Source organism: Alkalilimnicola sp. S0819 (assembly GCF_009295635.1).
Lineage (GTDB): Bacteria > Pseudomonadota > Gammaproteobacteria > Nitrococcales > WHIW01 > S0819.
On sequence record NZ_WHIW01000008.1, the window covers coordinates 53,834 to 79,292 of the forward strand.

Below are 25,459 nucleotides of genomic sequence, written 5' to 3' on the forward strand. Positions count from 1 at the left end.
GGAGACCGAGCAGTGCCGACTCGGCGCACGGCCCTGCTGTTGGCGGGGCTGGCGCTGTGGTTACTGAGCGGCTTGGCGCGGGCCGATGCCGTGGTGCGCGACGGCATCGCCGATCTGCGCCACTGGGACCCGCTGACGCAGCCGATACTGCCCCTGGACGGGGAGTGGCGGCTGCGCTGGGGCACGGCGGGGGCCGAGGCCCGGCCTTTCGTACTGCCGGGCACCTGGAACGGCCGTGTGTTGGTCGACGGTGAAGAGCTGCCGGCCTTCGGCCATGCCTGGTTGAGCCTGACCCTGCGCCTGCCCTCGGAGCGCCCGCCACTGGCGCTGCGCTTTCGTGACGTCAAGTCCGCCGCCCGTTTCTACCTCGATGGCCGGCTGCTGGCGAGCCGCGGACTGCCCGCGGCCTCGGCCGCCGGTGAGCAGCCACAGCTGCTTCCCACCCTGCTGAGCCTGCCCGCCGAGGGCACGGAGCTGGAGCTGGTGGTGGAGATCTCCAATCACTTTCACTTCGAAGGGGGCGTCGACGGCCGGGTGCTGATCGGCCGCCAGGAGGTACTGGCACAGCGCCTGGCGGCCCGCGAGCAAGCCAATGTGGCGGTGTTGGGCGCCACGGTCGCGCTGGGGCTTTACCTGGCCCTGCTGATCCGCAGTCGCCGGCAACCCTACCCCGCGCTGTTGTTCATTGCCGTGCTGGCCATCAGCACCCTGCGCCTGCTGATGACCAGCGATCTGCTGGCGAACAGCGGGCTGAGTGCAGCCACGGCCCTGCGCCTGGAATACCTGCCGCTGTTCCTGATGCCGGCCTTCTATGCCTGGTTGTTGCGTGCGCTGTTCCCGGACGAGGTGGCGCTTGGCGTGTGCCGCCTGCTCAGTCTGGGCGCGCTGGCCGGCAGCCTGGCGGTGGTGTTGCTGCCGGTGGCCGAGTTCACCGCGCTGCGCGACCCGGGGGCAGCCATGCTGGTGCTGGCGTTGCTGTATCTGTTCCTCCGCCTGGCCCTGGCGGTGCGGGCCCGGCGCCGGGGGGCGGGTACCATCGCGGTGGGTGCGGTACTGCTATTGCTGGCGGTGGGCAATGATGCCCTGCGCTATGCGCACGTCTTCAACAGCATTGACCTGGCTTCCCTGGGGGTGCTGGCCTTCCTGTTCACCCACGGTCTGGCCTTGGGCCATCGTGCCCTGGACAGTCTGATGGAGAACGCGGCGCTGTCCGAGCGGTTGGCGGCGCTCAACCGTGACCTGGAATCTCAGGTAGAGCGGCGCACCCGGGATCTGGCCGAGCGCGGCGAGGCCCTGCGCCAGGCGCGTCAGGCCGCCGAGGCCGAGGCCCGCCAGAAGTCCCGCTTCCTCGCCACCCTGGGTCATGAGTTGCGCACGCCCTTGAACGGCATCCTTGGCAATCTCGAACTGCTGCAGCGTGACCTGCCTGCTGCTGCCGCCGGTCAGCGCATAGAGCGCCTGCGGGAGGCGGGCAGCTCCCTGCTGCAGGTGCTGGAAGGCGTGCTGGAAATGGCTCAGGCCGAGGCCGGGCGTTTCAGCGCACCGGTGCGGGATTTCGAGCCTAGGCAGCTATTGCGCGGCGTCACCGCGCTGCTTGAACCGCTGGCCCGGGATCAGGGGCTGACGATCCAGGCTACGGTTGACGACACAGTGCCCCAGCGCCTGTCCGGCCCCGCCGGCGTGCTGCGCCAGATTCTGGTCAATCTGCTGAGCAATGCCATCAAGTTCACCGAGCAGGGCGGAGTGCGCATCGCGCTGTACCCGGAGGGGGCGCAAGGCTATTGCCTGGAAGTCAGCGACAGCGGCCGGGGCATGAGCGCGGCCGAACGGGACCGGGTGTTCGAGGAGTTCTACCGCGCGCCCCAGGCCAACGGCCCGGGTGCGGGCGTGGGGCTGTTCATCGTCGCCCGGCTGGCGGCGGCCATCGGTGCGCGCATCGAACTGGATACGGCACCGGGTCGAGGCTCCCGGTTTCGTGTGCACTGCCGCCTGCAAGGAGCGCAGGCACCGGCTTCGCTGCCGGCGCCGAATCGGGCAGGCCCCTGGCGCCTGTTGCTGGTGGAAGATGTCGCGGCCAACCGGGAGATGGCCCGGGAACTGCTGAGCCTGGAGGGACATCAGGTCGATGCGGTGGCGGATGGCGAGTCGGCGGTGGCGGCGGTGGCCGGTACTCGCTACGATGCGGTGTTGATGGACTTGCGGCTGGAGGGCATGGATGGCTGCGAGGCCACCCGCCGTATCCGCGCCCTGGCGGACACGGCGGCGGCCAATACCCCGGTGGTGGCGCTGACCGCCGATGCCGTCCGGTTGGATCGGGCCTTCTGCCGCCGCCACGGTCTGGATGCGGTGGTTGGCAAGCCGCTTGAGCTGTCGGCGCTGTACGCGGCGCTGGCCACCTTGTGCGAGGTGGAGCCGCCGCCGTCGGTAGCGCCGGTGGATGGTGGCCGGCTGGAGGAGTTGGCCGCCGAGTTGGGACCGGCCCGCGTGGCGACCTTGTTGGGCGAACTCGATGAAACCTGCGCCGACCAGCAACGGCGCCTGGGCGAACTGGGCGCGCAGGGCGATGGCGCCGAACTGGCGGCGATTGCCCATCGGCTGAGCGGGGCGGCGGCCAATTTCGGTTTCACCGAACTGGCCGCCGCGGCCCGGCGGCTGCGCACGGCGATGTTGGCCGAGCGCCCGCAGGCCGTGGCCGAATTGCAGGCGACGCTGGACGTGACCCGGGTGCGGCTGGAGACGTGGCGCCGGCGTTATGCCGGACCTGGCGCGGGTCTGGAGCAAGAACAAGGGAAGACATGAACCTTCAGCGTGCGGACATGCCCATCGTCGTGGTGGAAGACTCCCCCGAGACCCGCCATCTGCTGGTGGAGTACCTGCGTCAGCAGGGCTATCGGGTGCATGAGGCCGCCGATGGCGCCGCCTTCCGCGAACTGCTGCGCAGCCTCACCCCAGTGCTGGTCATTCTCGACATCGAACTGCCCGACACCGACGGCCTGACCCTGGCCCGGGAGGCCCATCGCCACGGCGAGCCTGGGATCATCTTCGTCACCGTGCGGGACAACGACTTCGACCGGGTGGCGGCGTTGGAGCTGGGCGGTGATGACTACATCACCAAGCCGGTCAACCTGCGGGAGCTGCTGGCACGGGTGCGCAGTGTGCTGCGCCGGCGCCAGGCCGGTGCCGCGGCCGTCACAACCAGCTATCAGTTTCACGGTTACCGGCTGGATCTGGTGCGTCGGGAGCTGAGCCTGGCCGATGGCGAGCGGGTGCCGTTGACCGCCGGTGAGTTCGGTGTGCTGGCGGTACTGGCCGCGCACCGGGGGCAGCCGGTGGAGCGCGGCTATCTGCTGGAGGCCGTCACCAGCCGTGACCCGCTGGAGGTCAGCGAGCGCACTGTCGACACCCTGGTGCGCCGCCTGCGCTGCAAGCTGGAGACCGACCCCCGCCACCCCCGGCTGGTGCTCACCGTGCCCGGCGTGGGATATCGCCTGGCCTGAGCCCTGTCAACAGCCGTTGACATGAAGTGAACCCCCGTCTCTTGTCGCCCACTGGCGACGGGCCCAGTATTGCAGCGCAATCATAATACCGGGTGGGGCGGCGTTGGCCGCCGGCGAGGGAAGTCAGCGTGTCGAAAGCAAAGTCCAGGTCTCGTGCGGCTTGCCGCGCCGGCCGTCGCGCCGGCAGCCTGCCCGCCGTCCACCCCCTGCGTCTGGCCATGCTGGCTTCGCTGGGAGTGGCGCCACAGCTGCTCGCCGCCAACAACATCGTCACCGACGGCCGCACCCAGACCGTGCTGGATGTCGCCGGCTCCGTTACCGACATCCGCACCACCACGACCTCCGGGGCCAACGCCTTCAACTCCTTCCGCCACTTCGAGGTGGATGCCGGCCAGCGGGTCAATCTGCACGTGCCCGGCGGGGCGCAGAACCTGATCAATCTGGTGCGCGACTCCCGGGTTCTGATCAATGGCGAACTCTACGGCCTGCAGGCCGGCAGCATCGGCGGCAATATCGTCTTCGCCGACCCCCACGGTTTCGTGGTCGGCGCCGCCGGCGTGGTCAACGTCGGCAGTCTGCTGGTCGCCACGCCCACCAGCGGCTTTCTGGACCGGCTGGTGGATGCCGGCGGCGCCATCGACGATGCCGCGGCGGCGCAGCTTTTGCGCGGCGCGGCGCCGCAGTCCGCCAGCGGGGTGATCACCCTGGGCGGGCAGGTCAATGCCCGCGATACGGTGGTGATCCAGGGGCAGACCGTCAGCGTGCCCGGACAGATCGCGGTGGACGTCGCCGACCCGGCCGCCGCCGCCTTCGAGCTCAGCGTCAACACCGCCGGACTGGAGGCGGGCAGCACCCTGCAAGTGCGCGATGGCGATGTGGTCATCGTCGGCCGCGGGTCGGTGGATATCGCCGGCGACATCACCGCCGGCGGCACCGGGGCGAACGACAACGGCGGTGGTATCACCGTGCTGGCCAGCGAAGCGATCGATGTGGCCGGTGGTGCCAGCGTGCGCAGCCTCGCCGGCAGTGGTGGGGCGCGGGGCGACGTGACCCTGCACGCGGCCAATGCCGCCACCGTGGAATCGGGCACCGCCGAGGCCGATGCCCGCGTCAGCATCGCCGGTACCGTCGAAGGCCATAACGTCACGGTACGCGCCGATACCCGGGTCGCCACCCGCTTCGACGACGGTCTGGCCGCCATGGTGGTCGAGCAGATCGGCAGCCGGGTAGCCGGTGCCGACGGCTTCGAAATGGGTATCGTCGAGGCCCGGGGTGATGCCACGGTCAATATCGCCGCCACCGCGGTGCTGGACGCCGCGGCGGATCTGAACCTGCGGGCCGAGGCCGAACGCCTGGCCGCCACGCCCGCCATCCGCGCCGCCGGAACTCCCATCGGCCAGCCCCAGCCGCTGGTGGTGGCCGCCGTCTACGGTGGCCTGGAGGGCGACACCAAGGTAGAGATCGCCGGCGGCGCGACGCTGGAGGCCGGCCAGGATCTGAACGTGGAGGCGGTGAGCGACAATACCGTCGCCATCGAGGCGGTGAGCAGCACCGCCGACAAGTCCTCCTACTTCGCCGCCACCCTCGCCCTGGGCCAGGCCCAGGTGAACACCAGCGCCACCGTCGCGGCAGGTGCCAGCCTGCGCGCCGGCGATCTGAACATCGCTGCCCGCAATGACAACAGCTTCAGCGTCAAGGCCAGCGCCAAGGCCAAGGGCGAAGGCCAGGCCGGGATGTCGGCGGCGATCGCCGATTTCGCCACCGATGCCAGCGCCACCCTGGCCGCTGACCTGCCCGCCGGGCAGGTGCGCGGTGATGTGATTGTGCAGGCGGAATCGATCACCCGCGAGAATCTGGTCAAATCCGGCGCCAGCACCGGCTCCGGCTTCGCCGACCGCACCATCGGCACTATCGGCAAGGGCGCCACCGGCGCCGGCACCAAGGCCGTGGGCTTCATCAAGAGCAAGCTTGGCAAGAGTCAGCAGAGCGCGGACACGGCCTCCAAGAGCGCGCCGAGCGACCCGGCGGGCAGCAAGGTGAAGCTCAGCTCCGCGGTGGCGCTGAGTACCCAGCAGCACGACGCCACGGCGCGGATTGCCAGCGGCAGCAGGATCGACGCCGGCCAGGACCTGGTGATCGCCGCCCGGGTGCATGATGCCGGCATACGCAACATCGCCACCAGCGGCATCTCCACCCAGGCCAAGGACAAGGACGACGCCCTGGTCACCGGCAGTGCCGCGATCGCGATCGGCCTGTATGGTCACCAGGCTCGGGCGCTGGTCGGCGATGATGCCGAGCTGGCGGCCGAGCGCATCGGCATCGCCGCCCACACCGAACTGCCGGTCACCATCGATTGGCATCGTTGGGAAGGCTTTTCCAGCATTTCCAGCAAGCTGAGCCTCACCGCCGGCGTGCCCGAGCAGGTGCTCAGCAGCTATGCCAGCGCGGCCGGCAAGAGCAAAACGCTGGGTTTCGCCGGCGCCCTGAGCTATTTCCAGACCGACAACCACAGCCTCGCCTGGGTCGGTGATAATGTCCGGCTCAGCGGCCGCGCCAGTGCCGGCGCCGCGCCGCGGGAAACCATCCTGGGCAGCGGCGCCACGCTGAGCTGGGACGAGGTGGTGGCGGTGCAGGCCCGCACCCTCACCCAGAGCATCAATGTCGCCGGCAACATCGGCCTGGGCTTCGCCGTCGGGGGCAGCGGCAAGGCGGTCAACGTCGGCGGTGCCTTCAACTGGGTGAATTACGACAACAGCGCCCGGGCCGGTATTGCGGGTGGCGCCAGCGTCACCGCCAGCGGTCTGGCGGTGACGGCGGAGGGCGAGGACTACATCGTCGCCGTCAGCCCCACCAGCGGCAGCGGCGGCAGCATCGCCGGCAACGGCATCGCCGCCTATACCGGCATCGATGCCGCCACCCAGGCCTCCATCAGCCACGATGCCGAGATCGACGCCGCCCGGGTCAGTCTGGACGCCGCCCAGGCCTTCAATGTCTGGAGCATCAGCGGGGCGGTGGCCCAGGCCGAGGCCGCCGGGGTGGGCCTGGCCGCGGCCATCAACGACATCCGCGCCGATACCCGCGCCTACATCGGCGACAACCGGGAGCTGGCCGAGGGCGAGACGCCCAAGAGTTCGGGCAGCGGCGAGATCCGCACCGATAAGGTGAGCCTGCGCGCCACCAGCGACGGTGCGGTGGCGGCGATGAGTGTCGCCGCCGCCATGGCCAAGTCCGCCGACCCGGACGCCAGCCCCGGCTTCGTCGACCGTCAGAAGAGCAAGCTCGGCAACAAGGTGAAGGGCCTGCGCGACGGCGCCGCCAACAAGCTCGACAAGATGCCGCTGCTGAACAAGATCAGCGGCAAGGTCCGCAGCACCCAAAAGGCCCCGCCCGCTGGCTCGGCGACGCCGACCCAGCCCAAGTTCGGCCTGGCCGTCTCCGGGGCCGCCAGCGCCAACATCGCCGCCCTGGTCACCGAGGCCTATCTGCAGGGCGCGAACGTGGTCAAGCGCAGCGCCGAACCGGGCGCTCGGGCGGATGTCACCGTGCGTGCCATCAGCGACACGGATTTCCTGGCGGTCGCCGGCGGCGCCGCCCTGGCCAAGGCCAACAACCCCAGCAGCAAGTTCAGCGCCGCCGCCGCCGGCAGCGTGGCCTTCAACCTGCAGAACAACCGCACCCATGCCGCGGTGCGCGACAGCGCCATCAGCGGCGCCGGCGACACCACCATCCAGGCCCTGGCCGCCGGCGATGCTGTGACCATCGGCGCCGGCCTGGCGGTCAACGCGTCCTCCGACCAGGACAAGGCCGCCACCATGGCCGGCTCCGCCTCGCTCACCTGGCTGGAGAACGATACCCGCGCCGAGTTGGTCGACAGTACCGTCACCGGTCTGGCCGGCGGCGCCGAGCACCTGCAGTTGCACGCCTATGATCGAACCCGCCTGATCAACGGCGGCGGCGCGCTGAACGGCGGCGGCAAGGCCGGCGTGGGCACCGCCATCAGCTTCGCCCACATCGGCAACAGCACCCAGGCCCTGATTGATGGTGGCAGCGTCAGCGAGATGGACACGGTCGATGTCGGCGCCCTCAGCGCGGCGCGGATCATCGCCGGCGCCGCCATGGGCTCGATCACCAAGGAAGGCTCGACCCTCTCCGGCGCCTTCGTGCTCAACGACATCGCCAACACCGTGCGCGCCGGCATCGGCGGCGGGGCCAGTGTCAGTGCTGATGGCGAGGTGGCGGTGATCGCCAGCGGTGCCGGCACCGACGGCAATCTGGAAGCGCTGCTGGGCGCGCGCCGGGACAACGGTGAGTTCAGTCTCGCCCGCCCGTCGGCGGAACCGGCCGAGGACGGTCAGACCATCGACGATGCCCGCTGGGGCGAGGACCGGGGCGGCGCCGCCGTCATCGCCGTGGCCGGGCAGTTGCAGGGCGGCCAGAACAACGTCGGCCTGTCCTTCGTCGGCAACGATATCCGCAACGTCTACGAAGCCTATATCGACGACGCGCTGGTTGCCGCCGGTGGCACGCTGCGGGTGCGCGCCGCCGATCGCAGCCAGCTCATCGCCCTGGCCGCCGGGGTGGGTGGCGCCGGGGGCAAGTTCGCCGGCCTGGGGTCCATCGTCGGCAACCTCACGGTGAACCAGGTGGAGGCGCGCATTGGCAGCCGCGCCGCGACCCCGGCCGTTATCACGGTGAGCGCCACCGGCATTGAACTCAGCGCCGCCAACGGCGCCGAGATCTGGTCCGGCGCCGGTAGCGTCGCCGGCTCCAAGGGCAGCAGCGCCGCGGTGGCCGCCGCCTACAACCAGACCACCAACAGCACCACCGCCGAGGCGATCAACGCCACGGTGGATGCCGGCAGCGGCGCGCTGACGGTGGACGCACTCAGCGAGTCCAGCATCCGCGCCATCGCCGCCTCCATTGCCGGCGGCAAGACCGCCGCCATCAGCGGCTCGCTGACCTTCAACCTGATCACCGACACCGCCCGGGCGCTGCTCAGCGCCAGCACGGTGAGCGCCGACAGCCTGCTGTTGCGCGGCCGTGATCGGGACGACGAGCAGGGCAGCCGTTCGCGCATCTGGTCATTGGCGGGGAATGTCGCCGGCGCCGGCAAGGCGGCCATCGGCGGTGCCTTCTCGGTCAACACCGTGGCCAATACCGTCCAGGCCGAGGCCAGTGGCGGCAGTATCACCCTGCGTGAGGCGGCGGCGGTGGACGCGGACAGCGGCGCGCAGATTCTCTCCATCGCCGTGGGTGGCGGGGGCGCCGGCACGGTAGCCGCCGGGCTGTCCAGCGCGGTGAACACCATCAGCAATACGGTGAGCGCCAGACTGGAGAACCTGAGCCTCACGGATGCCGCGCTGGACACCGGCAGCCTGCGGGTGCGCGCCCGGGACCGGCTGGCCGATGGCGGCAACGGCTCCGAGATCTGGTCGCTGGCGGGCAATGTCGCCGGCGCCGGCAAGGCCGCGCTGGGTCTGGCGGCGGCGGTAAACACCATCGTCAACTCGCTGACCGCGGAAGTGATCGACAGCGCTATCGATATCGGCGGCCGTGCCACGGTGGACGCCGACTCGGCCGCCGCGATCAAGTCGGCGGCGGTAGCCGGCGGCGGCGCCGGTGCCGCCGCGGTGCAGGGTTCGGCCACCACCAACAACATCGTCAACACCGTGCGCGCCAAGCTTGCCGGCGGCTCGCTCCAGGCCGCCAGCCTTCGCGTCGGCGCCGGCGAGCGCGACGACGTCAGCGGCTCGCGTACGTCGATCATGTCCCTGGCCGGCGCGGTCAACGGCGCGGGAACCGCCGCCATCGGCGCCGCCGTGGCCGAGGCCGCGGTGATCTCCAGCATCGACGCCCTGGTCAGCGGCACTGCCCTGACCGTGAGCGGCGCCACCGAGATCGGCGCCGACATGGGCGCGGATATCTACACCGCCGGGGTCAGTGGCGGCGGCGCGGGCAGTGTCGCCGCCGGCGCCTCGGTGGTGGTCAACACCATCACCAGCAGCGCCAGCGCCAGGCTGGAGAACGCCACCCTCCATGATGGCGCCGGCAACACCGGCAGCCTCGACGTGCGCGCCCATGATCGCTATGCCGATGGCAGCAACGGCAGCAGGATCTGGTCCCTGGCGGGCAACGTCAGCGGCGCCGGCACCGCCTCGGTGGGCGGCGCCTCGGCGGTGAACACCATCAGCAACAGCGTCGTCGCCGATGTGCTGGACAGCGATATCGATATCGGCGGCGCGGCCCGCATCGACAGCGACAGCGGCTCCGAGATCAAGTCGGCGGCGGTGGCCGGCGGCGGCGCCGGAGCCGCGGCGGTGCAGGGCTCGCTGACCCTCAATACCGTGGCCAATGCCGGCCGCGCCCGGCTCCAGGGCGGTTCGCTCAAGGCCGCCAGCCTGGCCATCGAGGCCGGCGAGCGGGGCGACGGCAGCTCCGTGCTGTCGCTGCGCAGTTCCATCATCACCCTGGCGGGCGCGGTCAACGGCGCCGGCACCGCCACCGTGGGCGCCGCTTCGGCCACCAACACCATCAGCAACACCCTGGATGCGACCCTGGACGGCAGCGATGTGGACACCGGCGCCGGGGCGGTGCGGGTGGAGGTGCGCCCCGGGGCCGAAATCCGCTCCATCGCCGCCAGCGGCGGCGGCTCCGGCGCGGCCTCGGTGGGCGGCACGCTGACTCTGAATACCATCGCCAATACCGCTGCGGCGGCGATCAAGAACGCCACCATCGCCGGTTCCGGCAGCGTCGAGGTGTTGGCGCGCGACCGCATCGAAGGCGCCGTGGCGGATATCATCGGCAGTTACGGCTCCACCATCTGGTCGCTGGGCGGCAATGTCGAGGGCGCGGGTGCCGCCTCGGTGGGCGCCTCTGCCGGCAGTAATCTGATCACCAATACCCTGAGTGCCGAGATCCTCGACAGCGCCGTAACCAGCCGTGGTGCGGTGCGGGTCCAGACCGATTCGGGCAACGAGATCAAGGCCGCCACCGCCACCGGCGGTGGCTCCGGTGCGGCCGACGTGCGCGGCGCGGTGACGGTGAACACCATCACCAATACCAACCGCGCGCGGTTCAAGGGCGGCAGCCTGGACGCCGCCGGCGGGCTTGCGGTCGAGGCCCGGGAGCGGGACGACGCCAATGCCCTCAGCCCGCGCAGTTCCATCATCGCCCTGGCCGGTGCGGTGGGCGGCGCCGGTGCCGCCACCGTGGGCGGCGTTTCCGCGACCAACACCATCACCAATACCCTGGAAGCGATTCTCGACGGCAGCAGCGTCGATACCGGCACCAGTGCCATCCGCGTGGAAGTGGCGCCGGGGGCCGAAATCCGCTCCATCGCCGCCAGCGGCGGCGGCTCCGGCGCGGCCTCGGTGAGCGGCACGCTGAATATCAACACCATCAGCAACCGCGCCGCCGCCACGGTGAAGGACACCACCATCAGCCGCTCCGGTGGGCTGGAGGTGCTGGCGCTGGACCGGCTGCGCGGCCCGCTGAGCCTGCTCGGCAGCCAGGGTTCCAGCATTTGGGCGCTGGCCGGCAATGCCGAGGGCGCCGGCGCCGCCTCGGTGGGGGCTTCCGCCTCGACCAACACCGTCGCCAATACCCTGGCCGCGGAACTCATCGACAGCGACGTCAGCAGCAGCGGCGAGGTGCGGGTCGAAGCCGACTCCGGCACCGATATCAAGGCCGCTGCCGCCGGCGGCGGTGGCGCCGGGGCCGCCGATGTGCGCGGCTCGGTGACCCTGAATACCATCACCAATCAGGTGAAGGCGCGCGTTCAGGGTGGCGCGATTGCGGCCACGGGCCTGGCGGTCAGCGCCGGTGAGCGGGATGACGCCAACCCGCTGTCCCTGCGCAGCTCCATCCTCTCCTTCGCCGGCGCTGTGGGCGGCGCCGGCGCGGCGGCGGTCAATGGCGCGCTGGCGACCAACACCATCGCCAATACCCTGGAAGCGATCCTGGTCGGCACCGATGTCGATACCGGCGCCGGGGCGGTGCGGGTCGATGTCGCCCCCGGGGCGGAAATCCGTTCGGCGGCGGCGGCCGGCGGCGGCGCCGGGGCCGCGGCGGTGCAGGGCGCGGTCACCGTCAACACCATCACCAGCCGCACCGCGGCCGTGGTCGAGAACGCCACCATCCATGCCGGCAGCCTGCGGGTGCGGGCGCTGGATCGGCTGGGCCCGGCCGCCGGGTGGCTGGCGGGCACCGCCGGCACCTCCATCTGGTCGCTGGCCGGCGCGGTGAACGGTGCCGGCGTCGCCGCCGTGGGCGGTGCCGCCTCCACCAACACCATCGTCACCGAGCTCACCGCTTCCCTGACCGACAGCACCGTGAACACCAGCGGTGCGGTGCAGCTGGAAACCGATGCCGGGGCCGAGATCCGCTCGGCGGCGGCATCCGGCGGCGGCGCCGGGGTGGCGGCGGTGCATGGCTCCGTGGCGGTCAACACCATCGTCGGCACCAGCCGGGCGCGGCTCGCCGGGGGCACGGTCACGGCCGATAGCGTCAGCGTGCTGGCCCGGGAGCGGGATCAGGCCAGCGGCAATCGCAGCTCGATCTGGGCGACGGCCGGTGCGGTGGGGGGCGCCGGGACCGCCGCCGTGGGGCTGGCCAGCGCCATCAATACCATCGCCGGCGATCTGCTCGCCGAACTGCAGGGCGCGGTTGTCACCAGCACCGGCACCACGGCGGTGGAGGTGGAAGCCGGCGCCGAAATTCGTGCCGCGGCGGCCTCCGCCGGCGGCGCGGGGCCGGCCGCGGTCAGTGGCGCGCTCACCGTGAATACCCTGGCCAACCGCTCGGCGGCGCTGCTCGGCGGCGCCCAGGTAAACGCGGCGGAGCTGCTGGTTCGGGCGCGGGATCGCTGGGCCGATGGCAGCCACGGCAGCTCCATCTGGTCGCTGGCCGGCAATGTGCAAGGGGCCGGTGCCGCCGCCGTGGGGGCGGCGGCCGCGGCCAACACCATCAGCAACCAGCTGCGTGCGGAAGTCGCGGACAGCCGCTTGCAGGTCACCGACAGCACCCGGGTGCTGGCCGAGGAAGGCGCCGAGATCAAGACCCTGGCCGCCGCCGGTGGGGCGGCGCTGGCGGCGGCGGTGGGCGGCAGCGCCACGGTGAACAATATCGCCAACACCGTCAGCGCCGGCCTGCGGGCGAGCGGCGGCGATGCCGCCGGCAACCACACGCTGATCCGCGCCGAAGATCATTCCAGCATCGAATCCATCGCCGGTTCCGTGCGCGCCGCCGGTGCCGCCGGGGTGGGCGCCGCCGGCGCCGTGAATCGCATCGGCAACCGGGTGCAGGCTTATTTCAGCGCCAGCGACGGCAGTCCGTACAAAGCCGACAGCGTCGTGGTCAGCGCCGCCTCCGAGGCCGGCATCCGCTCCCTGGCGCTGGGCGTATCCGCCGGCGGCGCCGCCGGCGTGGCCGGCTCCATCGCCACCAATCTGCTCGATACCCGGGTGGAGGCGCGCATCGACGATGGCGCGCGAGTACATGCGCGCAACAACGTCGGCGTGCTGGCGCGCAATGACGATCGCATCGAGTCGGTGGCCGGCGCCGGTGGTATCGGCGCCGCGGTGGGCGGTGGGGCCCTGTCCTCGGCGATCAATGTCATCACCGGCGAAACTCTGGCACGGATCAGCGGCAGCGAGACTCGCGTCACCGCGCTGGCCGGCGAGCCCGGCGAGACGCTGAGTGTGTATGACGGCGCGCTGAACAGCGAGCCGGGCATGGGCAGCGTGCCCGAGGCGACGGATTTCGACTGGCTGGACCTGGACGGCCGTCGCCGGCAGGTCAGCGGTGTGGCGGTGAACGCCTACGCCAGCCAGCAGGTGGGCACGCTGTCGGCCAGCGTGGCCGGTTCCCTGGCCAGTGTGGGGGCCGGCCTGACCGCCAGCCCCACGGTGATCGCCGGCAAGACCGAGGCCTATATTGATGGTGCCCGGATCAATGAAGACAACACGGCGGCCGGCGCCGGCCAGCAGATCGACATCAGCGCCGCCAGCCATTCCTACATCAGCGGTTATGCCGCCGGTGCCGCCGGCGGTGGCGCGGGCATGGGCGGTGCCGTGGCCAGCGGCGTGATCAGCCGCGAGACCCGCGCCTATGCCCAGGATGCCCAGCTGAACAATCGCGGCGCCCTGCGCGTGGCCGGGCAGTCCGGCGCCGGCGTGCGCGCCATCGGCGGCACTGCTGGCGCCGGCGGTGCCAGCTTCGGCGGTACCGGCATGGTGGGCCTGCTCCAGGGCACCACCGAGGCCTATCTGGACAACAGCCGGATCAGCAGTGGCGATGTGCGGGTCCAGGCCGCCAGCCGTGCCGCTCTGAACCTGCTCGGCGGGACTCTGCAACTGGGTGGCGCGGCCTTTGGCAGTACGCTGGCGGCGGGTGTCAGCGCCAATACCACCCGCGCCTACATCGACGGCGGACGCATCGATACCGCCGGCAGCCTGGACGTGGAGGCCGATGCCGACACCCGGCTGTGGAACCTGGCGATCAGCGGCGCGGCCGGTGTCGCCGCGGGTAGGGCCGGCATGGGCGTGGTGAACGTCGTCGCCAACACGGTGGAGGCGGAGATTCGCAACGCCGCCGTCGGTCAACATGGCGTACAGCCCGCTGCGGTCACCATCGCCGCCACCGACCAGGTGGCCGCCAGCTCCAGTGCCGGCGCGCTGGCCGGCGGCGTGGGCGCCGGCATGAGTGCGGCGGCCAATGTCACCCTGGTGCAAAGCCGGGTGACGGCGCAGCTCATAGACAGCGATCTGCGCAGCAATGGCGCGCTGTTGGTCAGCGCCGACAGCAGCACCGACATCGATCATGTCACCGTCACCGGCTCGGGCGCCGGTGTTGCCGGCCTGTCCGGCGCCGCCAGCCTGATCCTGCTGGGTAGCGGTGACAGCGGCGAGGCCATGAGCGAGCTGAACGCGGGCGGCAACGGCACCCTGAGCCGACTGGACGCCCTGCTGCAGGACGACAAGTTCAGCGACGGCGATCTGTTCGTCGATGCCGAGCGCGACCGGCTCACGGCCAACGAGGACCTGTTGGCCAGTCGCCAGACCCTGCGTGATCACAGCGCCGAGCGCGCCGATCGCCTGGGCGAAACGCAGCTCGCGCCCGATGGCGCGGAGCAGAGCGCGCTGAACGCGCGGGCTGATTACGATCTCAAGTCCCGCTACACCGCCGCTGACACCGACCTCACCCGTGCCGCGGTCAGCGGTGGCACGCTGCAGGCGGCCAGCGTCAGCGTCAGCGCCACCGATCGCACCCGTACCAACAATCTGGCCGGTGCCGCCGGCCTGGGCGCGGGGCTGCTCGGCGCCGGCGGCGCGGTGGCCATCAGCCGCGTCTACGGCGATGTGCAGGCCGCACTGGCACCCACCAGTCTCAGCACCCCCGGTGCGCTACTGGTGCAGGCCCGGGCGCTCAACGGCGCGGCCGGCGATGCGGTGCGGATCGACGCCCTGGCCGGCGGTGCGGGCATGGTCGGTCTGGGCGCGGCGGTGGCCGACGGTCTGGTCAGCAACAGCGTCAGCGCCGAGCTGGGTGGCACGGTGAACGCCGGCGCCAGCCAGGTCGATGCCGATGACGACAGCCGTATCGCCGTCGAGGGCCAGGGCGCCTCGGCCGGTGCGCTGGCCGTCGGCGCGGTGTTGGCCGATGCCGTCAAGACCAGCGGCGTCAGTGCGCGGTTGCAGGGCGGGTCCGTCTTTACCGGCAGCGATGACCTGCGCCTGACCGCGGACGCCACGGGCAGGGTCGATGCCAAGGCCGTGGCCGCCGCTGGCGGTCTGGCCGTGGCGGGTAGCGGTGCCGTCGCGGGCGCCCGCGACGCCGTGGTGGTGCTGGCCGAAACCGCTGGCAACGCCACGGCGAGCCTCGCCGGCGACTTGCTGGTACAGGCCGGTGCCACGCCGCAGGCTCGCGCCGAGGCGCTGGGCGTGGCCGTCAGCGCCGGCGCCGGCATCGGCGCCTCGGTGGCCCGGGCGGAGGTTGCCAGCGAGGTGCGCGCCCGCCTGGCCGACCACTCCTCGATCAGCGCCGGCGATATCACCGTGCGTGCCCGACAATTGCTCCCCGGCGCTGCTCAGAGCGCCTGGGCACGCGCGCAGGGCGCGGGTGGCGGCTTGCTGTTCGGTGCCAACGCGACGCTGGCCGAGGCCTTCGGCTCCAGCACGGTCCACGCCACGGTGGCGCAGAATGCCGCGCTCGACAGCCGCGGCAGCATCGCCGTGCAGGCGATCAATGACAGCGATCAGAATGCCGAGGCGACGGGCGTCGCCGGCGGTTATCTGGCGGTGGGAGCCAATATCGCCGATGCCCGCTCCAACGGCGACACCGAGGCGGCGCTGGACGGGAAGCTGACTACCAGCGCCAGCGGCAACATCAGCGTCAGCGCCCGGGGGGTGGACGATAACCACGCCCAGGCCGTCGCCGGCAACGGCGGCGTGATCGCCGGCCACGCGGCCGTTGCCAGGACCACCGCCAATTCCAGCACCCAGGCCTGGCTGCAGCGCTACGGCAGCGACGCCGACAAGGTGCTGCTGGCCGATCGGATCGAGGTCTCCGCCGAGCACACCACCCGCTTCAACGGCCGGGTGGACAGTCGCCAGGCGGCGCTGGCCGGGCGCAGCGCGGCGATCACCCGGCACCGGGTCGCCACCGACACCGATGCCCGCATCGGCGCCGGCGCCCGCAGCGCCAGCCAGCACCTGACGGTGACCGCCTACGACCGGCTGGAGAAGCCCTGGCTGGCGGATTACAACATCCAGGCCGGTGCCGGCGGTATCGCCAGCGGCGCGGCGGCCGACGGCGACACCCGGGTCAGCCAGGACACCGATGTGGTGATCGGCGACGGCGCCGATCTGCGGGTGATCGGCGATCGCAAGGCCGAGCACGATTTCCTGCTACAGGCCGACAACCACTTCGAGCTGCGCGACAGGTCCCGGCTGGATACCGGCGGCGCCATCGCCATTGCGATGGCCAACAATCTGCTGCGGGTCGACGCCAGCCGCGCCGATGTCCGCATCGGCGCCAACGCCATCCTCGACAGCGTCGGCAACATCACCGCCGGCGCCCGCACCTACGGTCGCGCCGAGGCCCAGGCCAACGCCAAGGCCTACGCTGTCGCCGGCGCGGCCCGGGGCGACAGCGAGGCGCGCATCGACGCCTTCCAGGGCGTGAGCGTGCTCGGCGGCGCGGTGCTGCGCGCCGATGGCGATATCTTCCTGCAGGCCGGTCGCGGCAGGGACGGCAGCATCAACGACATCTACGCCATCGCGCGCACCGATGTCTGGAACAAGACCGCCTTTCCGGTCACCGTCATCGATGCCCTGGGCCGAGTGGACGAAACCGCCAGCCTGAACATCGCCGCCGACGCCCGGGTGCGCGGCGTGCAGGACATCTACCTGCGCGCGGCCCCCGGCCAGGTGGGCGGCAGCGGCCAGGCGGTGGGCAAGGATCTGTACCGCAAGGCCGCCGAGGACGCCGCCAACGCCGCCGGCAAGGCCGTGGGCGCCGGGGAGGCGTCCTGGGAGCTCAAGGCCGGCAGTTCCCGCACCCATGACACCGGCACGGTACGCGTCGACGGCCTGGTGGAGGCGGGCATCCAGAACGAGCAGTTCCTGACCCTGGACTGGGATGCCGCCGCCAACGGCGGCCTGGGCAGTCATATCATCAGCCGTCGCAGCGATGAGGGTGTGAACGTTCGCATCGGCACCCGAGTCCTCGCCCAGGAGTTGCAGGGCAGGCTGGATGAGCTCTATGGCCTGCGCAGGGAGTACGCCGGCAACAGCGATGCCGTGGGCGCCTACAATATCGAGATCAGTCGGTTGGAGAACCAGCTGCGGGAGCTCACGGGCAGCGGCGGTAGTGATTACGCCTCCCGCGATGTGGAAGTGCGGTTCATCGAGGTGGCGCCAATCATCGCCAGCGCCGGCGATATCCGCATCGACGCCAGCACCCTCGGCGGCAGCGGCAGCCTGGTGGCGCCGGGGGATGCCCGCATCGAGGTGATCAACAACACCCCGTACTTCCTCCAGCTCGGGGATCTGACCGTGCCCGCCGACGAGGGCGGCCGGGTGCTGTTCAACGGCAATATGCTGAGCCAGGCCGGCACTGATTTCGCCTCTGTCATCACCGGCCACAACTCGCCGGACCCGAGCATCCTGGTGAAGAACACCTACGATCCGGACGCCGTGGGCAACGACAGTCGCTGGACGGCGCCGGACATCTACGTCAGCGGCGATATCAGCAACCTGCTGGGTAGCATCACCCTGCAGGCGGTGGCCGGCAGCGTGGTGGCCGAAGGCAAGATCAACGCCAAGACCATCAATCTGTCCGCCGGCCGGGACTTCGTGCTGGGCTACGCCGAGGGCTTTCGCCACATCGGTTCGGCGCCCGAAGGGCAGTGGAGCGATATCACCCGCAAGCTGGAAACCGGCGAGTATCACCTCTGTGGCGACGATGTCTGTCGTTGGGAAACCGAGCTGATCGGCGGCTTGTTCCCCATAAAGGTGGAGAAGGTCGTTGCCGAGCGTCGCGGCCGCGATGGCGACGGCAGCCTGGTGGCGGGCAACAATGTCTACATCAGCGGTCGCTACCTGAACATCAACGGCACCATTCAGTCGGGCCTGCCGGACTGGAATCTGACCCTGTCCGGTCTGGACACCCAGATCAACGCCGCCGAGAGCACTTACGCCCAGCGGTTGAGCCGGGGCGACAGCAACCCCTACGTGGCCCTGACCAGCTGGCAGCAGGGGGCGGGCATCGACGGTGGCGGTCGCCGCGTCACCGCCTGGTGGAACGCCCGGGAGAACCGCATCGAGCTGGACGGCATCAAGGTCGAGGGCGGCTACATGGAGCTGTTCGGCCAGATCATGAGCACCGGCGGTGGCCAGCTAAAGGTGCTGGACGGCTACGGCCAGATCAGAATCGACAACCAGACCGGCCGCGATCTGGTGCTGCGGGATCTGGACACCGGCCGCGGCGTCGAAGGCACCCTCAAGATCACCGACCTCGGCCGGCGCACCGCCGACGGCAAGGCCCTGACCACGCTGTACAAGCGCGTCGACGGCGCGGTCCAGGTCTGGGACAGCGTCAGCGTGGACGCCAACGGCAATCCGGCCCGGCTGCTCTCCAGCAGCAGCGGCCGCCGCGCCAGCTACAACACCCTGGGCGGGCAGCGCTACTACTGGGTCACCGGCGAAGCCTTTACCGACTACGAACATTTCAAGGAGTCCAAGGCCAGCAAGACCTTCTTCGATCTGTTCCCGCTGGATGCCCTGTTCCCGGCGAACTACTCCTGGTCCAATCCGGCGTGGCGCAAGTCCGATCTGGGCAAGTCCCTGGCGGAAGGGCAGTACGCCAAGCAGGTGGGCAGCAACTACGACGGCTACCAGTACAGCCGCTCCAGCACGACGACCAGTGGCTGGTCCTACGGCGAGGTGAAGAAATCGGACAAGTGCACCGATTACTTCATCGGCTGCATCGAGCGGACCTACTACGCCGAGCAGACCCGCTGGAAGGGCAGCAAGACCTTCTATACCCACAGCGTCGCCGCCGATGGTGATCTGGACATCAGCTTCATCGGTTTCGACGAGGGGCTGATCGCTGTCCGATCCAATGCCGGTTTGCTGCTCAACGGGCGCCTGAGCAACCGCCAGGGGGAGACCCGGCTGCAGGGCGTGCGCATCGAACGACTCTCCGCCGACGCCGCGATCTATGCCGATCAGTTGTATCTGAATGCCGCTGTCGGCATCGGCACTCGCAGCCATGCCGCTGCCGTCGCCGGCCTGGATATGGACGTGACCGGCGCGCTCGTCGCTCACGCCGGCGGCGATGTGCGGCTGAGCGACCTGGGTGGCGACCTGCGCATCGACCAGGTGCTCGCCGGGGGCGATGTGGACATTGCCGCCAAGCAGGATCTGCTGCTCACCGGCATGACCGCCGGCAATGTCATCCGAGGCCGTCAGATCAAGCTCAGCAGTGATACCGGTGCCATCGGCAGCACCACTGGTGTGATCAACCTGGACACCGCCAGCGGTGATGATGGCCTGTTCACCGCACGCGCCAGCGGCGGCATTCATATCCGCGAGATCAGCGGTGACCTGCGCCTGAACACCGTGGACGCCGGCGGCGATGTCTACGTCGAAGCCGTCGACGGCCGGATCATGGACGGCAACCGCGAGGACAGCGGCGATACCCGGGCCGAGGCCGAGTTGCTGGCGCTGTGGGACGACATGGAGCTGACCGGCAGCGCGGCCGCCGACGCCGCCAACGCCGGTGTCGACGCCGTGCGCCGGGCCGGCGAGGCCGAGTATCACGAGTACTGGCGACTGCGCGCGGTGCGCGGCGACGGCGCCGGCGGCTGGACCGCCGAGGCCTACGATCCGGCCTACCGCTTCAGCTTCAGCGCCGAGGAAGCGGCCCTGCTCAAGCAGCAGAACGGTTTCGACGACGCCCGTCTGGCGGAGCTGGCGCAGCAGCGCAGTGACCGTTTCCACGCCCTGCATGCCCGCTTCGGTGGCGGCGGTTACGACCCGAACTACCGCCATGTGGTCGATACCGCCGCGCTCACCGAGGGTGCCGCCTGGACCCAGGATCAGCTGCGCTACTCGATCAGCCGCGGGCTGCTGGACGGCAGCTCCGACACCGAGACCCGCACCGAGGTGGCCAACGTCAGGGGTGCCAATGTCACCCTGGTGGCGGACGCCGGCGGCATCGGCTCGACCCTGGCCGCGCCCGTGGTGATCGATTTCTCCGGCGGTGTCTCCAGCCTCACCCGGGAGCAGAAGATCGCCCTGGCCTCGGCCGAGCGCGATGATCTGAGCTTCGATGAGGACACCATCACCATCATCCAGCGCGAAGACCTGGATGTGGAAGCCAGTGGCGAGATCGTCGCCCGGGCCCGGGACGAACTGTTCCTGGGGGGCGAGAACGACATCAATATCAGCGATGTGGCGAGCCCGGTGGTACGCATCAAGGCCGGGCGCAGCATCATCGGCAGCCGCACCGATGGGCCGGTCATCGTCGCCGACGAGGCCGTGCTGGAAGCGGCCAGCGGCCGGATAGCCGGCCAGGGCGGCGACGGCGCGCTGCACGTGCAGATCGCCGATCGACTCACCCTGCGCGCCGGCCAGGACATCGACCTGGTGCAACACGGCGGCGGGCTCAACCTGGCCGGCCTGTTCACCACCGATCATGCGGCGCTCACCGTACTGAGCGGTGGCCTGCAGGGAGTGGGCGAGACCATCATCGACGCCCGGGCCGGCTCGCTGAATCTGGACGTGGCCGGCAGTGTCGGCAACGGCGCCGAGGCCTTCACCGTCCAGCTCAGCCCCGGCGGGCGACTGTCCGGCAAGGCCGCGGCACTGTACCTGGACAGCCCCGCCGGCGGCCTCAATCTGGGTGCCTGGCAGGTCACGGATGCCGCCGCATTGAGCAGTGCCGGCCAGCTGATTCTGGAGGATCAGTTCAGCGCCGGCGGCCTGGTCAGTCTGGCCGCGGCCGACCTGCTGCGACTGGCCGATGGCGCGCAGCTGGACGGCGACGGCGCGGTCAGCCTCGCCGCTGTCGATCTGCTGATGGACGCAGGCAGCCGGATCAGCGCCGACGGTGCGATCACGCTGAACGCCACGGGTGACATAGGGCTGGCGCGACTGGTCAGTGAAGCCGGCGGCCATGCCGTCAGTGTCAGCGCCGGTGGTCGCATCGACGGCGACGGCGGCGAAATCGAAGCGCTCAACGGCGAGGTTGACCTCAGCGCCGGCCGCGGCATCGGCCGCGCCGCGCAGCCGCTGATGATCAGCGCCGAGCGTCTGGCAGCCGTCAGCAGCACGGGTGATGTCCACCTCGAACTGCTGGGTGACATCAACGCCAGCCGTATCGCCGCCGAGAGCGGTCGGCTGAATCTCGCCGGCAGCGGTGCGCTGCAGTTCGACACCCTGGAGGCCAGTGCCGACCTGATCGCGACCGTCGCCGGTGGCCTGAACGGCAGCACCCTGCGCTCCACCGCTGGCAGCGTGACCGCCAGCGCCGCCAGCGCGGATATCACCACCGTCAGCGCCGACACCGGCGTCACCCTGAGCAGCACCAGCGGCGATCTGCGCCTGGGCGAAGTCAGCAGCGGCGGCACGCAGCAGTACACCGCCGCCCGGGCACTCACGGCCACCACCTTCATCGGCGGCGCGCTCACCGCGCAAGCCGACAGCGTCGATCTGGGCCGTGGCGAGTTCACCGGCGACGCGGCACTGAGCAGCACCGGCTCCCAGACCCTGGGCACGCTCAAGACCGGTGGCGCGCAAACCCTGCAGGCCGGCACCCTGCTCACGGCGGCGCATCTGGATGCGGGCGGTGCGGTGAGCATCGGTAGCGCGGCTCAAAAGACCGGCGCGGTGGATGTCACCCGGTTGGACAGTGGCGCTACGCTGGCGATCAGTACCCGCGGTGAGCAGACCCTGGGCAATGTCATCAGCATCGGCGCCCAGACCCTGACGAGCGACGCCGCCATCGATGCCGACAGCCTCCAGGGCCAGAGCCTCGCGGCCCAGGCCGATACCCTGAGCCTGGACCGCGGCGAGTTCAGCGGCCGGGTGCAACTGACCACGGCCGGGGCGCAGACCATCGGCACCCGGCTCAAGAGCGGCGCCGAGCTGCTGCTGCGCGCCGGTGGTTCGCTCACGGCCAAGTGGCTGGAAGCCGCCACCTCGGTGACTATCGGCGATGCCGCCGATAACAGCGGCTCGGTGGCGATCGACGAACTGACCGCCGGCACGACGCTGAGCATCCACACCAGCGGCGACCAGACCTTGGGCGACGTGACCAGTGGCGCGGCGCAGACTCTGCAGGCCGGCGGTGCCATCGATGCCGGCAGCCTTCGGGGCAGCACGCTGGAGGCGCAGGCGAGCCTGCTGAGCCTGGGCCGTGGCGAGTTCACCGGCGACGCGGCACTGACCAGCACCGGCGCCCAGACCCTGGGTACGCTCAAGACCGGGGGCGCCCAGACCCTGCAGGCCGGTGGCCTGCTGACGGCGGCGCATCTGGATGCCGGTGGTGCGGTGCTTATCGGCAGCGCTGGCCAGCAGACCGGCGCGGTGGATATCACCCGGCTGGACAGCGGTAGTACGCTGGCGATCACCACCCGCGGCAATCAGACCCTGGGTGATGTGAATAGCGTCGACGGTCAGCGCCTGACGGCGGACGCGGCCATCGACGCCGGCCGTCTCAAGGGCCGCACCCTGCAGGCCCGGGCCGCTAGCCTGAACCTCAGCAACGGTGACTTCAGCGGCCGGGTGCAGCTGAACACGACCGGGGCGCAGACCATCGGCACTCTGCTCAAGAGCGGCGCAGAACAGGTTTTGCGGGCCGGTGGCCTGCTCACGGCCAAGCGGCTGGAGGCGGGCAGCTTCATCGCCATCGGCGATGCCGCCGATAACAGCGGCTCGGTGGCGATCGACGAACTGGCTGCCGGCACGAGCCTGAGCATTCACACCAGCGGCGACCAGACCCTGGGCGCCGTGCTCAGTGGCACGACGCAGACCCTGTGGGCCGGCGGCGCCATCGACGCCGACAGCCTCCAGGGCAGCACGCTGGAGGCGCAGGCGCACAGCTTGACTCTCGCCAACGGCGATTTTACCGGCAGCGCGGAACTGACCAGCACCGGCGCCCAGACCCTGGGCACGCTCAAGACCGACGGCGCGCAGACTCTGCAGGCCGGTGGCCTGCTCACGGCGGCGCATCTGGATGCGGGTGGCCTGGTGAGCATCGGTAGCGCGGCTCACAAGACCGGCGCGGTGGATATCACCTTGCTCGAGGGTAATGACAGCCTGGCGATCCATACCAGCGGCGATCAGACCCTGGGTGCCGTGCTGACCATCGCCGAGCAGACGCTGCAGGCCGGTGGTCTTATCGATGCCGGTCGCCTCCAGGGCAGCCGGCTGGCCGCCCAGGCCGGCAGCCTCATCCTCGGCGATGGCGTGTTCAGCGGTACAGCCGAGGTGCTCGCCAGCGGCGATCAGCGCATCGGCAAGCTCGCCAGCGGCGGTGAGATGAGGCTGCGTACCAGCGCCGGCAGCCGCGGCAACATTGCCTTCGGCACCCTGGTGGCTGGCGATCCCGCCAGTGTCGGCGGCGGCTACCGCCTGGGCGCACCCGCTCTCACGGTCAGTGCCGATGGCTCGCTGCTGCGCCAGGCCGCCGGGCTGGGTGATGCGACTGCCGAGGGCATGCTCACCCTGACCGGCGAACGCTTCGACGTCGGTGAGCTGCGCAGTGCCGGGGCCGATGTGACCCTGGACGCGGTGACCGATCTGCGGGCCGACCGGGCCGATGCCCGCCGGGATCTGCGGATCGGCGCTGGCGGCGATATGGTGATCGGCCAGGTGGAATACGGCAACGAACTCTCCCTGCGGGCCGGGCGCCATCTCCGGGCCCGGGTGGGCGGCGACATACGCTTCGCCACCGCCGAGGTGGGCGGCGACGCCGAGCTGTGGTCCGGCGGCGTGATCGCCCTGGACAGCCTGCAGGCCGGCGGCAAGGTCACCCTAGACGCAGAGGGCGACGTCACCGCCGATACCCTGGTGCAAGCCGGCGGCAGCGTCGCGCTGCGTAGCCGACAGAATGTGCGCGCCGACCGCGTGGTCGCCGGCGGTGGTGTCACCGTGGCGGCGGCGGGCGAGGCCCGGGTGCGGGAGATCCAGGCCGGTGGCGCCAGCGAGATTACCGCGGGCGGCCTGCTGCGGGTCGAGCAGCTGCAGGTCGCCGACGGCGGCTTCAGCGCCAGCTCCGGCGCCGATACCCGGCTGGATACCGCCGCGGTGGCGGGGACGGTGAGCCTGGATGCCGGTGCCGATCTGGTGCTGGGCAGCATCGTCAGCGGCGCCGATCAGTGGCTGAGCGCCGGTGGCGCGGCAACCCTGTCCGAGCTCATCAGCCAGGGGGCGATCTATCTCGCGGCCCGGGGTGGCGCCATCAGCGCCGATCGCGCCAGCGCCGGCACCGACTTGCGGGCGGAGGCGGGGGCCGTGTTGGATTTCGAGCAGTTCCAGGCCGGCGGTTGGATGGCCCTGGATGCCGGCGGCGACATCACCGGCCGCTCCCTGCTCAGCGGCGCCAGCCTGACGGCCAATGCCGGGGTGGTCGGCGAGCGGGTCACCGTGCCCGGCGCCAGCCTGAGCGTGGACACGCTGGCGGCAGCGGCACTGACGGCCCGTGCGGGTGCCGCGGTGACCCTGGGCTCGGCGCGGGTGGCTCATCGTGCCGATCTGCGGGCGGCCGAGCGTATCCGCGCCGATCTCCGGCACACCGGCGGCGGCCGCGTGCTGATGAGCGCCAGCGCCGTCGGCGGCGCCCCCACCGATAGCCTTGTCCTCAACATCGATGCGCCGGTGGGCGCGCAGTTCGATACCCTGGCCGCGCGGCGGGCGAGCATTGTCAGCAGCGGCGCGGATTTCGGCGTACGGGCGGGCCATGTCGAGGAGCAGCTGGATCTGCACACCGCCCAGGCGCATCTGCTGATGGACAATATCGATCGTTCGCGACGCCGGGTGGATGTGCACCTGTACGAGCCTGACAAGCGTTTCAGCCTGCAGCAGACCGGCCGGCTGACCTTCACCGACAGTTACGTGGTGGCCTACACCCCGGGTTTCGCGGTGCAAGTGCCGAACTTCACCCCGCAACGCGCGCCGACGCCGGTGCCGGTGGACGGTCGCAGCCTGGCCAAGGACAGCGAGCAGGAAAGTCGCGGCGGCGAGCGCGGGCCGGTACAGCGCTGGCGGCAGGCCGGGCCGGCGCCGGGCGCCGACGCCGACGCCGCCGGCAATTCCCCGCTGAGCCTGATCGACGGCGCTAGCGGGGTGAACCTGCGAGATGAGGTCGCGACGTCGGCTGGCCGGGACGATAACGAGGATTAGCGAGTCGATGGCGGGCGCGGCATGTCGCGCCCGCTATCGGCTGCGGAGAGATTG

At 70.8% G+C, this 25,459-nt stretch carries 3 protein-coding genes; all 3 read left to right on the plus strand.

The window, feature by feature from the left end; translation table 11 throughout:
- Positions 1-12 precede the first annotated feature (12 nt).
- The 3 genes from GBG68_RS08540 to GBG68_RS08550 all read left to right on the plus strand — a co-directional run bounded on the left by GBG68_RS08540 (position 13) and on the right by GBG68_RS08550 (position 25,405).
- Complete coding sequence (locus GBG68_RS08540) at positions 13-2,799, plus strand: ATP-binding protein (protein ID WP_152146525.1); 2,787 nt, start codon at positions 13-15, stop codon at positions 2,797-2,799.
- On the plus strand, positions 2,796-3,497 hold the full coding sequence (locus tag GBG68_RS08545) for a response regulator transcription factor (RefSeq protein WP_152146526.1): 702 nt from the start codon (positions 2,796-2,798) through the stop codon (positions 3,495-3,497). Before GBG68_RS08540 ends, GBG68_RS08545 begins: the two co-directional genes overlap by 4 nt.
- A 128-nt stretch (positions 3,498-3,625) precedes the next feature.
- Positions 3,626-25,405, plus strand: coding sequence for a leukotoxin LktA family filamentous adhesin (locus tag GBG68_RS08550; RefSeq protein ID WP_152146527.1), 21,780 nt, complete (start codon positions 3,626-3,628; stop codon positions 25,403-25,405).
- The last annotated feature ends 54 nt before the right edge of the window (positions 25,406-25,459 follow it).